This window comes from Novacetimonas hansenii JCM 7643, from assembly GCF_000964405.1.
GTDB lineage: Bacteria > Pseudomonadota > Alphaproteobacteria > Acetobacterales > Acetobacteraceae > Novacetimonas > Novacetimonas hansenii.
In genome coordinates this window covers 1-14,974 of the sequence record NZ_BANE01000023.1, presented here as the reverse complement: position 1 = coordinate 14,974, position 14,974 = coordinate 1, and the positions used below count along the sequence as shown (strand labels likewise).

8 protein-coding genes are annotated in these 14,974 nt (G+C 57.3%); 5 read left to right on the top strand and 3 right to left on the bottom strand.

Annotated features, from left to right (window positions below; all coding sequences use genetic code 11):
• Window positions 1-567: 567 nt before the first annotated feature.
• Window positions 568-3,090, top strand: a complete 2,523-nt coding sequence (locus tag B7G66_RS01730) for a TonB-dependent receptor domain-containing protein (protein ID WP_239016016.1) — start codon at window positions 568-570, stop codon at window positions 3,088-3,090.
• Between the two features lie 113 nt (window positions 3,091-3,203).
• The gene (locus tag B7G66_RS01725; RefSeq protein ID WP_225578677.1) at window positions 3,204-5,099 is read left to right on the top strand and encodes a CocE/NonD family hydrolase; all 1,896 of its coding nucleotides are present in this window, start codon (window positions 3,204-3,206) and stop codon (window positions 5,097-5,099) included.
• Window positions 5,100-5,249: 150 nt separating this feature from the next.
• Here the strand turns inward: B7G66_RS01725 and B7G66_RS01720 are convergent, their stop codons facing one another.
• The 3 genes from B7G66_RS01720 to B7G66_RS01710 form a co-directional block, all read right to left on the bottom strand.
• Window positions 5,250-6,866 carry a serine hydrolase gene (locus B7G66_RS01720; RefSeq protein WP_003617768.1) on the bottom strand — a complete coding sequence of 539 codons (1,617 nt, stop codon included), beginning with the start codon at window positions 6,864-6,866 and terminating at the stop codon, window positions 5,250-5,252.
• Between the two features lie 1,024 nt (window positions 6,867-7,890).
• Window positions 7,891-8,784, bottom strand: a complete 894-nt coding sequence (locus B7G66_RS01715) for a LysR family transcriptional regulator (protein WP_003617765.1) — start codon at window positions 8,782-8,784, stop codon at window positions 7,891-7,893.
• Window positions 8,785-8,875: 91 nt separating this feature from the next.
• Window positions 8,876-9,805, bottom strand: a complete 930-nt coding sequence (locus tag B7G66_RS01710; RefSeq protein WP_141312886.1) for a serine hydrolase — start codon at window positions 9,803-9,805, stop codon at window positions 8,876-8,878.
• Window positions 9,806-10,024: 219 nt separating this feature from the next.
• On the opposite strand from B7G66_RS01710, the gene B7G66_RS01705 reads away from it, so the two are divergent.
• Genes B7G66_RS01705 through B7G66_RS01695 form a run of 3 tightly spaced genes read left to right on the top strand, consistent with a single transcriptional unit; the run spans window position 10,025 to window position 14,735 of the window.
• Entirely contained in the window at window positions 10,025-10,618 is a 594-nt protein-coding gene (locus tag B7G66_RS01705) for a DUF2946 family protein (RefSeq protein ID WP_003617762.1), read from the top strand.
• Between the two features lie 51 nt (window positions 10,619-10,669).
• Window positions 10,670-13,033 carry a TonB-dependent siderophore receptor gene (locus B7G66_RS01700; protein WP_003617759.1) on the top strand — a complete coding sequence of 788 codons (2,364 nt, stop codon included), beginning with the start codon at window positions 10,670-10,672 and terminating at the stop codon, window positions 13,031-13,033.
• The gene (locus B7G66_RS01695; RefSeq protein ID WP_003617757.1) at window positions 13,020-14,735 is read left to right on the top strand and encodes an ABC transporter ATP-binding protein/permease; all 1,716 of its coding nucleotides are present in this window, start codon (window positions 13,020-13,022) and stop codon (window positions 14,733-14,735) included. Before B7G66_RS01700 ends, B7G66_RS01695 begins: the two co-directional genes overlap by 14 nt.
• The last annotated feature ends 239 nt before the right edge of the window (window positions 14,736-14,974 follow it).

Sequence of the window (14,974 nt, the reverse complement as noted above, 5' to 3'; positions counted from 1 at the left end):
AACTTTTCTGGGGGGATTGGGACCATGAATCTATATCAAAGCCAATCCTGGAACGCCCGCCCCGTTATGGCGACAGCTGTTCACAGAATACATGAACATCCTGATAAAATCAGGGTATTATATATTCCGCATCACGTATGACCGATGCCTGACGGGGCGTCATGCATGCCCCACCACACGACGGTTCCCCATGCCGGTTTTCTTCATCAACATCCATTATTACATATAAATTATCCTGTAATTTCAGGATCATGGGCCTTAACTTTGTAAAAAATCAGGTCCCAGTGCCCGGCGGGCATCATGGATCATGCCATGCCAAGCAAAAGCCCGGGGCAAGCAAGTCCTGCCCTGCATTATGGGGGCGGGCACACCCCTTAACTACAGGTTAAGTAGAACATGATTTTTTGTTATTGACAGGAAACGAATAAACCTAAAACGTTTCGATATAGAACCTAATGGCATCAGCCAGATAACGACCTTACCAAACATGGATTGGCATTATTTTTTCAAGATTGTGTGCCGTCTTCCGCAGAACATGTCGCAACCCGATCTGAGGCAAGGTAACAAATGCTCAGCAAAACTGGACCAATGCAGTATTCGAGAAAAAAATCATGGCTCCTGTTCTGTACGGCGATAACGGGCTATACCCTGTTCTCGTCGGTTGGAACATGCGCTTCGGCCTCCGCTGCGGACACGACGACCACAACGACGACTGCCACGACGCATCGCGTTGCCGCCAGGGGCGCGGTCAAAGGCACGCCCCGGACGGCACACGCAGCCACCGCGCAGCACCAGCTTGCCAGCAAGACGCCTGAAAGCCTGACGGTCAGTGCGACACGCGTGCGCAGCCATGGGTCCGAGGTCGCGGTGACACGACAGGTCATGGATCGTTTCGTCGAAGGGACGAACCCCATGCAGGTGCTGGCGCAGACCACGCCGGGCGCGAACTTCACCTCCACCGATGCGTTCGGCCTGGATACCTATGCCAACACATTCTACGTACGCGGCTTTACGCAGATGCAGATCGGCGCGACCCTGGACGGCATGCCGATGGGCACGCAGGGCTTTGCCAACAGCAACGGCGTCTCGATCACGCAGGCGATGATCCAGGATGATATCGGCGGCATGACCATGTCGCAGGGCGCAGGTGCGCTGGATTCATTCTCGACCCAGAACCTTGGCGGCGCCATGACGTATGTGACGTCTGACCCCAAGGACAAGGCGGGCGGCAAGGTCAGCCAGACCTTCGGCAGCTATAACGCGTTCCGCACCTATGGCCGCGTGGATAGCGGCGTGCTCAATTCCACGGGCACAAAGTTCTATGCGTCCTTTGCACGCACCGACACCAACCTGTGGAAGGGCCAGGGATATCAGGACGAACTGCAGGCGGACGCCAAGCTGGTGCAGCCGCTGGGTGATCGCGGCAAGCTGACGGCCTTCTTTGGCTATGGCGATTTCACGCAGTCCAACTACCTGACGATGACGAAGAACATGTGGCAGAAGATGGGCCGCAATTCGACCTATCTGAAACCCGATTACGAAAAGGCCAAGCTGTGGGCCTATTATGCGCAGTACACCGACCAGGTTCCGTCATCCGTGCAGGGCATCCTGTCGAATGACGAAGTGGGCGATTATTCGTGGGATGCGTCACAGTTGCAGCGCACCTATCTGTCGAACGTGTCGCTGCATTACGATATCTTCAAGAACGTGACGTCCGACACCATCGTTTATGGCAACGTCAACAGCGCCATCTATGGTGGCACCAACAACTTCCTGACCTCACCTTCCTACGGGCCGGTGTCGCTGAACTCCGACGGGACCGTATCGGGCGTGCCGCAGGCGCTGATCGGCAGCCATGCCTTCATGCGCCGCCTTGGCTTTACGCAAAAATTCGCCATCGAAGCCCCGCACCACAACCATATTGAAACCGGTGTCTGGTACGAAAACAACAAATGGGTGTATAATGAACGCCTGTATGAAGACGGCCTGACCTCCGGCCACAACGACGATTCCAACATGCCCGCCGGTTCCGGCGCGACATGGTTCAACAACAGCTTTAACACCAACACCTTCAGCTTCTTCCTGCAGGACCGCTGGACCATCATGCCGGGCATGACGCTGCTGGCTGGTTTCCGCTCCATGACGCAGACGACGCATGGCGGCACAAAGGCCGACTATACCGACAAGCTGGTCGCCGAAGGCTGGAACGCCTATTACCGCCATCCCGTCAGCGGCACCATGACGGCATCCGATGCGTTCCTGCCGCATTTCAGCTTTGACTACCATTTCCTCCGCAACCATGAAATTTACTGGGACATTGCGGAGAACATGCGTTCCTACGATTACTATTCACAGACAGATTCGGATACTGCATGGGGTGGCCTGGGTAATTCCACCACTTCGGCACAGACGGTGTTCAACGCGAACAAGAGCAAGCTGAAGCCGGAACGCACGTGGAACTATGTCGTCGGCTACCGCTACAACTCGCGCTACTTCTCCGGGACGGTGGATTTCTACCACACGGATTACTACAATCGTCTGGCGGCCATTACCGAAGGGTCAGCCAACAACACCAACAACGCCTTCCTGAACGTGGGTCGCGAAACCATGAATGGCGCGGACGTGCAGGGCACGGTCCGTCCGTTCAAGGGACTGGAAATCACCAACAGCTTTAGCTGGAACAACGCCGAATACCAGAGCACGGCCATCAACTATGGCGGGACAACCTACAGCATCAAGGGAAAGCACCAGGTCTACTATCCCAAGTTCATGTATAAGGCGAACCTGAACTACACCTACAAGCGGGCGATGTTCAACTTCAACGTGAACTATATCGGTTCGCGTCCCATGACCTACCTGAATGACGAGAAGATCCCGTCATACTGGCTGGCCAACCTCAACCTTGCCTATAACTTTGGCAAGATCGGCTTCACCCATAACCTCAAGACCACGTTTGGCATCACCAACCTGTTCAACACGAACTATATCGGTGGCGTGTATGGCGCGGCATCGGTCAGCGGTGATGACAACGCCAACCTGTTCGTCGCGGCACCGCGCGAATTTTTTGGCACCATCTCGGCGGAATTCTGAAAATCGCCGCCTGACGGGGCCGGGCCTTCGGGTCCGGCCCATTTTCTGTACGCTGCATGAGACCGATGATGAAAAAAATATTTCTGCTGTCAGGATGTTTCGCTGCTTTTTCAATGACCGCCCTGGCACAGGAGGCGCCGCCAGGCGGCATCGCCCCCGACATGCCGGACAAGTTCGAGGTCGCGGATTCCAGCTTTGATTACGTTCGTAAGGACGTGATGATCCCCATGCGCGACGGGACGAAGCTGTATACCGTCATCCTGATCCCCCGGGCGGCCCATGATGCCCCCATCCTGCTGACGCGCACGCCCTATAGCGCTGATCACATGGTATCATATGCCTATAGCGGCCATATGGGCTCGATCATGGAGGGGTATGACAACATGCCCGACGTGATCGCCGATGGCGGCTATATCCGCGTTATCCAGGATGTGCGCGGCAAACATGGTTCCGAAGGCCACTATGTCATGGCGCGTCCGATGCGTGGCCCGCTGAATGGCACACAGGTCGATTATTCAACCGACACATGGGACACGATCGAATGGCTGATCCATAACCTTCCGCAAAGCAACCGGAAAGTCGGGATCATCGGGATCTCCTATGATGGCTATACCGCGCTGACGGCACTGTTCCATCCGCATCCGGCGCTCAAGGTTTCTGTGCCCATGAACCCGATGGTCGATGGCTGGATGGGCGATGACTGGTTCCATAACGGCGCCTTCCGCGAGGAATCGCTGCCCTACATCTATACCCAGGACGCCACGCGCAAGAGCATGCCGAAATGGTGGGCCAGTCAGTATGATGCCTATGACGTTTACCTGAATGGCGTATCCGCCGGCATGGTGGGCAAGTCGCGCGGCATGGAGCAGATCGGCTTCTTCCAGCAGATTCTGGCGCATCCCTCCTATGATGCCTACTGGCAGGATCAGGCCATGGACAAGCTGCTACAAAAGGAAGGGCTGAAGGTTCCGACATTGCTGGTACACAGCCTGTGGGACCAGGAAGACATTTATGGCGCGATTGCAACCTATTACGCGTTGCGACAGACCCCGTCGGCGGCCTCCAACCTCTATCTTGCCATGGGGCCATGGAACCATGGAGGAGAGGCCAAAGAGGCAGGCATGCTGGGGGATATCGACTTTCACGCCGATACCGGACTGTATTTCCGCAAGAAGATCCTTGAACCGTTCCTTGCACATTACCTGAAGGACGCGTCCATCCCGCTTCCTGCCCGCGTCACGGCCTTCCGCACCGGGGAGAATGTGTGGGAATCCGAAAATGCCCTGCCGTCACAGGAATGCGCATCGGGATGCACCAGCCTGCATTTCCAGCCCGGACACGGCATTGCCTTCACCCCGGCGGGCGCCAATGCCGGCACGCAGCAATATGTGTCCGACCCCGCGCACCCGGTTACCTATATTCCACGTCCCGTGCTGACCAAGGGGGCAACGGGTTCGCCATGGGCAAAATGGCTGACGATGGACCAGCGCAATTTCTCCGCCCGGCCCGACGTCCTGACCATGACATCTGGTGTGCTGACGCAGCCCTTTACGATCAAGGGGCAGCCTGTTGTCCACCTGACGGCCGCGACGACCGGCACCGACGGGGATTTTGTTGTCAAGCTGATCGATGTCTATCCTGACGAAGTGCCCGAACAGCGCGAGATGGGTGGATACCAGCTGATGGTCAGCGCCGACATCCTGCGTGGCCGCTATCGCAAGAGCCTCGAACATCCTGAACCTATTCCCGCCAATACACAGCAACTTTACAAATTCAACCTGCCTGTAGCGAACCATACCTTCCTGCCGGGGCACCGGATCATGATCCAGGTGCAGTCGAGTTGGTTCCCGCTTTATGACCGTAATCCGCAGACCTATGTGGACAATATCTTCCTTGCCCCCGCGAGTGCCTATAAACCGGCACAGATCAGTATTGACGTCGCCAATAGCTGGATTGACGTGCATGCCCCCACACCGGCGGGCAATATCTTCGCCCCGCAAAAACCCTGAATATACGGACCAATGACAAAAGGGGCATGGGAATTGAATTCCCATGCCCTTTTTTTATGAAATACGTTCTGGAACAATACATTATTAAAAAAGTACGGACCTTACCGGACACTACGTCCTACATCATATTGCCCGGGACATGTTCGATTATCAGGGCTGGTCCGAAACCTTGCGTGGATGCAGGTCCTGCGCGTCAAAGCTGAAGTCCGAGCCGATAACCTGCATCTTCATACCTACGACCTTGCCCGTCATATCGCGCTGGAACTGGACATAGCTGTCATCCTCCGCATCCTGTGCGCGGTTATCCCATCGCACCACGAACAGGTCATGCGGCAACGCCGACAGTACACCCGAAAGACCGATCGCCTTGTCAAATGTCAGGCGCAGTTCGGTACCCTTTTGCGTAACATGCAGGTTTCCACGCCAGTCATCATGGTACAGCCCGACATAGTCATGCGCCGCCTGTGCAGACAGCGTGATAAACGGCCGCGCGGGTGATCCAGGCCCATCGGTGGCGGCAGCCTTGGCCGCCTCTGCCTCCTTTGCTGTGGCCTCATCCTTCCAATGCTGCACCCAGTCATCGCTTTTCCCTGTTACGACAAGGGAGTTCAGTGTCGTCTGTATGGCATAAGTCGCATGATGGTCATCATGATTGGTCAGGACCACAATCCCGGTATTCATTTCCGGCAGGAACGAGACATAACTGACCATTCCGTCGATCGTGCCCGTGTGCCATACACGCTTTTTCCCAAAGAAATCCTCGGTAAACCAGCCATAGCCATAGGCACGGAAATGCCCCTGCGTTGCCTGTGCCGTATCCGGCAGCGGCAAAAGCGCATGCGGGGCCCATACCACATCACGCTGCGCAGTACTGATGATGGTTCTGCCCTGCGGGGTTTTCCCACCATTAAGGAACATCTGCACCCAACGGCTGACACCATCGACACTGCACCAGATACCTCCCGCCGGGGCCACGGCAGGCAGACGCAGCGTGGCACGATCAGGCAGGGCAGGATCTTCGCCCTGTCCCGTTGCAACATCCATCTGCCCGCTGACCGGCGGCGTACTCTGGCAGGCGGGCAGGCCAGCAGCGTCGATCAGATGCGACTGGACATAATTTTCCCAGCTTGTGCCGCTAATTTTCTCCACCAGCGCACCTGCAACGACATATAACAGGTTATTATAGGCGTAATCCACACGAAATGGCGCGGTAAATGGCATGTAAGGCAGCGCAGCCAGCACTTCGGGCCGTGTGAAGGTGCTGTGGGAAAACAGCATCAGGTCGCCCGCTCCCTCGCCCATGCCGCTATGATGCGTCAGCAGGTCGCTGACGCGGAAATCACGCGTGATGGCGGGATCTGCCACCCGGAATTCCGGCATATGGTCGATCACCCGGTCATCCCATTTCAGCTTGCCCGCATCAACCAGCGTCGCAAGCGCAGTGGTGGTGAATTCCTTGGTATTGGACCCGATTGCGAACATCGTGCGCGTATCGACATTACCGCTATGCGCGTCCTCTCCCCTGCGGCCATATCCCCGTGCAAAAACGACCTGTCCATCATACACGACCGCCACAGCCACACCCGGAACATGGAACGCATCGCGCGCGCGCGCGACAACCGCGTCGATCTGTGCGGCGCTGAGACCCGGCGGCAAGGCAGCGGGCGCGGCCCACGTTGCAGAAATCGCAGGCGGCAATATCGCAAGTGACAATATGCCCATTCCCACAATGCGACGGGCGACCCGTCCTGCACATGACTTTTTCACTACCGGCCATCCTGACGCTGCTGAAGAAAAGGGACGTCGTCACAAACATGATGTGACACCACCTGCCAGCAAAGCATGAAACCTGCCCCCTGTCGCGTAACGAGATGCTGCCCGCCCTTAACCTTACGTAATACCCGCCAGACCGCCGTGCAGAACCTTATCCATAAAACATGCCTGAGAGATTGTTTGAAAACAACTCATTGACAAAAAACAGGAAAAGTTTTTAGGGGTCGCCTTTATTTCAAAAAAGCGGCGTCTTTCGAAGCTTTTTAGAAAAAGCTTCACCAAAAATCTTTATAATTCCAGGATGTTATTGAGACTTACTTTTCAAAAAGTCTCTGATACATAAAGTGGTGTTTGATTACCTGATTTTTAAACGTCCAATATAAGGTCTTTTGAAAAACTGAAATCCTGACCGAAAATCAATTGATTTATTTCAGTTACTCAAGAAACGCTGATGTTCACAGTGAAGGCCGGATAGGTTGTTTTGCTTTCTCAATCGCGATTTATGGTCATGAGGTTGGGGACAATCTGCCTCATAAGATTTGATCCCAACGCAGCGTTGTTTCCTACCCAAAACCACTCAAACCGCTTTTTGCGTCAGGCTCTGATATATTGCAAAAAACCTTTATGATACCGAATTTTTATGCTTTCATGCCTTCACGAACCTTGGAATATATCAGATCCATAAAAAGGAATATATTGGAAGCCTCTTCTTCCCTTATTCGAGACCATTTGAAAAGTCTGGCTTGATAACACACTGAAATTATAAAGTTTTTGGTGAAGCTTTTTCCAAAAAGCTTCAGAAGACGACGCCTTTTTGAAAAAAAGTCGGCACCCCAAAACTTTTCTTATTTTTTATCAATGATTTGTTTTTTAAACAGTCTCTTCATATTGGCCATTCTCAAATATCCCTCCAGGAACAATAAAAAATCTTGTCGAGGGTGATACCAAAAAGGAATTCATCAGAAATTTTCTTATGATTAAACCATATTTTTAATATCAGGATTTCCGTGCGGAAGCCTCAGCACCGCAGCCGCCCAAGGTCAACATCAAGTTCCGTACGCAAAAGCGACAGGATATCACGCGAAATATGCGAAAGCGCGTAATCCGCACGAAACAGCACCGTGCATGCCACATAGAGGGGGGGCGAGAGTTCGTGCGGTTTCGACAGGCCGGGGTGATGCAGCGCGGTCAGGGCATCCACGATGGCGCACCCCGCCCCCAGTCGCACCAGCTCGGCCGCCATGTAATGCGTGCGCACCCGCACCGACGGGGCGGTACAGAGGCCCGCCTCCTCCATCGCCATATCCAGCAGGCGCGCAGTGGGATCATTTTCACTCAACCCGATGTAACGGGCGGGGTTGATCCGTTCCATAACGACCGGGCCATCGGTGCCGTCCCCGCCATCAATCAGCAGCAGCGGCACATCCGCGATGTGATGGGAACTGACGCCGTCGCAGGAATAATCGCCAAACACGATCCCAAGGTCGAGGTCATGATTTAGGATACGCGACACGATTTCGGTACCGTGAAGGGTATCGACCGTCAATTCCGTTCCGGGATGGTCGGCATGGTAACGCTGGATCACCCGTGGCACGAGGCTGAGGCCAAGGCTGGGGACACAGCCGATATTGATCGAATGCCCGTCACGGGCATAACGCAGATTGTCCGTCAGGCGCTTGAGGTCGGACAGCTTGGCAAAGATCGTGTTGACATGCGGCAGCATGATCTGCGCCTCACGCGTGGGGACGAGGCGACCGCCCGTACGCTCGAACAGGGCAAAGCCCAACGACTGCTCGGCATAACGCAGCACCTTGCTTGCGGCGGGCTGCGAAACATGCAGCACCTCTGCCGCGCGACGCAGTGATCCCGTCGTCATGATCGCATAAAAAACTTCAATCTGACGCAGTCGCATGTCTTACACGGTCCCCGTACGCTGGCTGGTTAGGCAATGCCGCCGCGCGACACACCCGGGGCATATCAGGGACGCGCCAGAAGCTCCCCCGTTACCCGCCCTTTGGCGCACCCATGGCGGGTGACGCGGCGAAATGGCCATAGACCTGACGGGAAATGCCATTCAGCACCCGGATGCCCGCAGCCTCGTCAGGCAGGGATTTCGTCAGCATCACAAGGATATAGTGACGTCCATCAGGCAGGAAGACAATGCCCGCGTCATTGCGCACGCCATCCACCCATCCGGTCTTGTGCGCAACAGGGGTTCCGGGCGGCAGGCCGGGAGGGATCATGTCGTTAAATGTCTGGCCACGCAGGATGTCGATCATCGCGGCACTTTGCGCGGGCCCTACGATCTTTCCCTGGTCGAGCTTCTGCATGAACATGCCAAGCCCCTTTGCCGTCATCTCGTTACGGATGCCTTTGTCATTGGCGTCATAATCCTCGATCATGCGGCCAAAGCGCACTCCCTTAAGGTGCTGGGCATGCATGACGGCATGGATATAGGGCACGCCGATCCGTTCGACCATCAGGTTGGTGGCAAGGTTGCTGCTGTACTGGATCATCACACGCACCAGTTCGGACACCGTGACGGGCCTGCCGATCTGCGCATAAAGCGGATCATAGGAATCCTCTTTCTGCTCCAGCGAGAAACTCCGCGTTCCTACGAGGGAGTGAAAGCGGTTATGCACCACAATCGTCTCCTGCGGCTGAAGGGTGCCACGCGTAAACATGTCATAGGCCGCGTCCATCACGAACAGTTTCATGGTGCTGGCGGCGTTGATGTAATCCGTGCAGTTCAGGCAGACCTGCGGGCGCTGTCCCGACATCGCGGCATAGACGGCGAAAGACCCCGGCTGCCCTGATACGGTTTTTGCCACATCCTGCGCCAGCGTTGCGGCCTGCACCGGGGCGGCGGCACATACCAGCCCAACCGTGGCGGTCATGACGCCACGCCGCAACATTGCAAAGATACCGGACATGACCTTTCCTTCCGTAAATCGGCCCGGTGGGTGGGCCGGACGTTCATGCAGCACGGACGCCAGACCGCCTGCCATCCATGACGGGGGGGGAATGCGTTCGGGCGCACTGTCGCACCATTACGCGTTCGACACAATATGCCCGCCAGCCGATTTGACAAGCCTTACGGCGTGACCGACATTGCCACGCATTCGTGAAAAAAAGGCATATCTTTCCGCTTCATGGCACGCATTTCCCATCCTGTGACAGGCATGGCCACCATCCGGTGGCTGGTTGTTGTGTGCACGTTGCTGGGCTTTGTGGGGCAGTTGCTGGTCCTGAGCCGCGCGCTGCCGGGGGAAATGCCACGCGCCACGATTGAACGCCTGACCGGTATTGATATCGCCCCCATGGCGGACATGGGATGCAAAGACGCCGCCACAATGGTCATGGAGGACGGCCCGCATCGCGCTCTGGCGCAGGCCATGACCCATCTCACCGGCCGGGCCATCCTCCATGGTCCGAGCCATGGTCGTGACCACACTCCCGACCATGATACATCCCGCCATGACCATGACGGGTCATGCACGCTGTGCCCGCTGCTGCACCTGCCCGCCATCGCACTGGCGGCACTGCCGTTCATGCCGCTGCCGCCGATGGCGTGGGCACGCCCGCATGCCCGTCCGGGACAACCGCGTGCGCCCCCGGCAATTTCCCCGGGCGTTCCCCCCTCACGCGGCCCCCCTGCTGAATGCCCCCTGGCGTCAGCAGGACCACAGGCCACGTTCCCCCACGCGACAGCCCCATCACCCAACAGGGTATGTGGCACGACGTGATCGCACGCCTGTCCTGCTGACTGGTTTCATGTCAGTTCAGGATCGCAATCCATGTCGCGTTTTTCAAAGGCGTCCGGGCCTGTCGGGATCATCCCGGCCCGGATTGTTCTGGTCGGGGTCATCCCGGCCGGAATCCTCCTGTGCGGATGCATGATCGCACATCACGCCCATGCAACCCCACATCATCCCCCCCAAACCCGGACCAATCCAGCCCGGCCCAATCCGGTTCGGACCCGTGCTGCACAACCCAGTGCTGTCCAACCCAATCCTACCCGACCCACCGCGGCCCGGACGGCAACAGCCGCCCCCCGCACACATGCCACCACCAGGGCCGTCCCCTCACCCCAGACCGACAGCACCCTGCCCCGGCCTGAAGCCATAGAGGTCAGGGCCAACCGTGGGTCCTATACGGTGCCCACAACCGACCTGTGGGGCAAATCGGGCGTTGCGCTGAAGGATGTACCGCATTCGGTTTCCGTCATCACACAAGAACGCATGCAGGATTCCAACATGCTGACGATGACGGACGCAATGCGGCAGGTGAACGGCATCCGCGTCCTGCCAGGGTCAAGCGCGAATTCGAATTTCTATTCCCGCGGCTACCAGCTTACGACGTCGCTTGACGGCACGCCCAATGCGGCAGGGACGCTCAACAACGCGACCTTCGACCTGTCGATGTATGAACGTATCGAGGTCCTGCGCGGCTCTGCCGGGCTGTTGCAGGGGGCTGGCGGCGCAGGCGGCGTGGTTAACGAGGTGACAAAAAAACCGGGACACGATTTCGCCCTCAGCGGTGCGGCAAGCGTCGGCAGCTTTGACCACTATCGCGCCGACATCGACCTGAGCACGCCGCTCAACCGTTCGGGGACACTCCGCTTTCGCACTGCGGACCTGTTTGAGGACAACCGCTATTTCTATCAGTATTCCCATTCGCGCAAATGGCAGGCCTATGGCGCGCTGGAATGGGATATCACGCCCACGACAACCTTCCTTGTCTCCCACGCGGCACAGCAGCAGGACATTACCGCGCCCTATTTCGGCCTGCCGGTCACAACGGACAGGACGCTGTGGTATGGTGGGCGGTCGGCCAATCCGTCCCAACCATGGGGCTACAGCAACTACATGACACAGCAGACTGCCGTGTCACTGTCACAAAAGATCGGACGGAACTGGACGCTGACGGCACGCGGGACATTTTATGACCAGAGCTATGACATGCTCTATAATGAACCCTGGACGACCATCGGCGCGAAAAGCGGCCTGCTGACCTATGAGGACCAGGGCATTTCCGCGCAGAAGGGGACGAACTCTTCACGCTCCGCCGATATCTATGCCACAGGTGCGTTCCGCCTGTTCCATCATACGCATCACCTGCTGGCGGGCTTCAATTACAATTCATATGACCAGTACGTGGCCTATCCCGACATTACGGGCAGTGGCGTATATGACAATATCAGCATCCGCAACACCGCCGCCATCCCGGCCCCTGCCGCAGGCAGCGTCAGCTATGCCGCGTCCTCTGGCGGGGCCGAAGGCAGGGATGATGCTGCCTATCAGTGGGGGTTTTACGGGCAACTGCGGCTTGAACCCGTCCGGGGCCTGTCGGTGGTGCTTGGCGGGCGCGTCTCGCGCTTTTACGAACATGCGCGCGACACCTCTCCGTCGCCGCGCGGGGCGTGGGCGACGCGGTCGGACATCCATGCCCAACTGACGCCCTATCTGGGCAGTGTGTACCAGATCACCCCGCACCTGTCGTGGTACGCCAGTTATGCCAGCATCTTCACCCCATCGGTGGGGGATATGCGCTATCGCGGCGGCGGGCTTGCGCCACAATTGGGAAACCAGGTGGAAACCGGGTTCAAGGGGGAGTATTTCCACGGTCGCCTCAATATCTCGACCGCGCTGTTTCGGATGGAAAGCGTCAACCAGCCGCTGTCGGACCCTGAACATGTCGGATTTTACATCACCACCGGCCCCATTCGCCGACAGGGATGGGAGGCACAGATGGACGGGGAGATCCTGCCGAACCTCAGTGTGTCGATCGGCTATACCTATCTTGATACCAAGCTGTCCAATCCGTCCTCGGCGGATTTCGGGGGGGCGTATTCGCCACACCACATGTTCAAGTCATGGGTACATTACACCCTGCCCGCAGGCCGTCTGAAGGGGCTGAGCCTCGGGGCGGGGATCGACGCCAGCAGCAACCTGCATGGCGGATATCCCACCACCGTGCAGGGCGGATACATGACCATCGACAGCGTCATCGGCTATGTCATCAACCGGCACTTACGCCTGCAGCTCAATGCCAACAACCTGACCAACCGTTATTATTACGAACGGGCCAGCGGCGTGTGGCAGTTCAACTTCCCCGCGGCCCCCCGCAATTTCATGGCGACCCTGCGTGCGACATACTGATCCCCCTGCCCGCCACTCCCTGTCCGACTGGACGGTCGTGCTGCCCTACTGGCGTTCACACGAGAAATGGGCCCCACTGGCGATGCTGGCCACGATCGTGGGGCTGTCATTCATCTATGTCCGTACGGCGGTGTGGTTCGGCCGGTGGAACCAGCAGTTCTTTGATGCCATGTTCGCCTACAGGGTGGAAACCTGCCTGTGGCTGCTGCCCCCCTATATCGCAGTCTGTGTCCTTTCCAGCGGATGCTATGTCCTGCAGACCTACCTGACGCAGGTGCTGTCGATGCGCTGGCGGCTGTGGAACACACGGGTCTATCTGCGGCGGTACCTGTCCGATACGGCGTATTACCGGATGGAACATGGAACCGCGACGGGCGACAACCCTGACCAGCGTATTGCCGATGATCTGTCGCAGATGACGGTGCTGAGCCTGCGCATGGCCCTTGATGGCATACAGGCCGTGACGACGCTGCTGTCATTTTCCATTGTGCTTTGGGAAATCGGCGGCAGCATCGACATGAGCTGGTCCGGGCATCATCTTCGTGTTTCAGGCTACCTTCTTCTGGGCACCATCCTTGCAACGCTGGGGGCGTCAATCCTTATGGAAAAGATGGGAAGCCCCCTGATCGAAGCCGATTACAGGCAACAGCATTTCGACGCGGACCTGCGCGCGGCCTTGATCGACATGCGGCGCAATTCCGAACAGATCGCCTTCAGCCGGGGCGAGGACGCAGAAAACCTGCGTCTTTCACATTATCTGCGCACGATCGCCCATAACTGGCGCAGCGTCGTAACCTATACATGGCGGGCGAATTTCGTGGGCGACCTGTTCAATGGCACCGCGTCGATCATCCTGTGGGTATTGCTGCTGCCGAAACTGGTGGCCCACGCGCTGACCTTTGGGGAATATTCACGCATCAATGCAGCGTTCATGCAGGTCCGGCGCAGCCTGCAATGGTTCATGAACAATTATACCGACCTTGCCACCCTGCGCTCGGTCATGCAGCGCCTGCACGAATTCGAACGCACCGTCAGCCTGCCGCCCCGCACGCGCATCACACATATCGACACGCCAGCGCCCGGCCTCGATATCCGCGACCTTGTCCTGCATCATCCCGATGGCAGGCAGCTTTTGCATATTCCAGCCCTGCATGTCGATGGGGGGGAACGCTGGCTGGTGCGCGGGGCGTCCGGAACGGGCAAGAGCACCCTGCTGCGCGCCATCGCGGGCCTGTGGGAACATGGCCACGGCACCATCACCCTTGACAGGGGGAACTGCATGTTCCTGCCGCAGCGCACCTATCTGCCCCATGGCAGCCTGCGTGCGGTCCTGTCCTATCCCCATGCGGCGTGCAGCCATGACGATGCCCGGTATGAAGCGGTCCTGCATACCGTGAACCTTGACGCCTGCGCCGCGCGGCTGGACGAGGAGGCACAATGGGACACGATCCTGTCCCCTGGCGAGGCACAGCGTATCGCCATGGCGCGTGTCCTGCTGCAGCGGCCGGGCATGCTGTTCATGGACGAGGCGACCTCCGCCCTTGATGACGAAAATACGCGCCGCATCCACGCCGCGCTGCTTGCGGCGCTGCCGCACATGACCATCATCAGCATCAGCCATCATGAAAGGGACCGCGCCTTTCACCCGCATGAACTGCGGCTTGCGGATGGGCGCGCCCTTTTCCTACCGCCCCCGCCATGAGAAAGCTTCGAACAAAACAAGCCGTTGATGAAATAAGGAATGATTTTGAGATTCTGCCTCAATTCCTTTGAATATGGGGCGACATGTTTCGAAATTTTCAGACAGATCTGCCCTGAAAAATATCATGGTCCGCGTTTCCTGAAGACTGTTTGAAAAGTCAGTCTCAATAACATACTGAAATTACAAAAGTTTTTTGTGAAGCTTTTTCCAAAAAGCTTCAGAAGACGCCGCCTTTTTCG

What these genes read in the sequence shown, in the direction of transcription:
- B7G66_RS01730 (WP_239016016.1), top strand. Translation starts at nt 568, where the DNA reads ATGCTCAGCAAAACTGGACCAATGCAGTATTCGAGAAAAAAATCATGG.
- B7G66_RS01725 (WP_225578677.1), top strand. Translation starts at nt 3,204, where the DNA reads ATGACCGCCCTGGCACAGGAGGCGCCGCCAGGCGGCATCGCCCCCGAC.
- B7G66_RS01715 (WP_003617765.1), bottom strand. Translation starts at nt 8,784, where the DNA reads ATGCGACTGCGTCAGATTGAAGTTTTTTATGCGATCATGACGACGGGA.
- B7G66_RS01710 (WP_141312886.1), bottom strand. Translation starts at nt 9,805, where the DNA reads ATGTCCGGTATCTTTGCAATGTTGCGGCGTGGCGTCATGACCGCCACG.
- B7G66_RS01705 (WP_003617762.1), top strand. Translation starts at nt 10,025, where the DNA reads ATGGCACGCATTTCCCATCCTGTGACAGGCATGGCCACCATCCGGTGG.
- B7G66_RS01700 (WP_003617759.1), top strand. Translation starts at nt 10,670, where the DNA reads ATGTCGCGTTTTTCAAAGGCGTCCGGGCCTGTCGGGATCATCCCGGCC.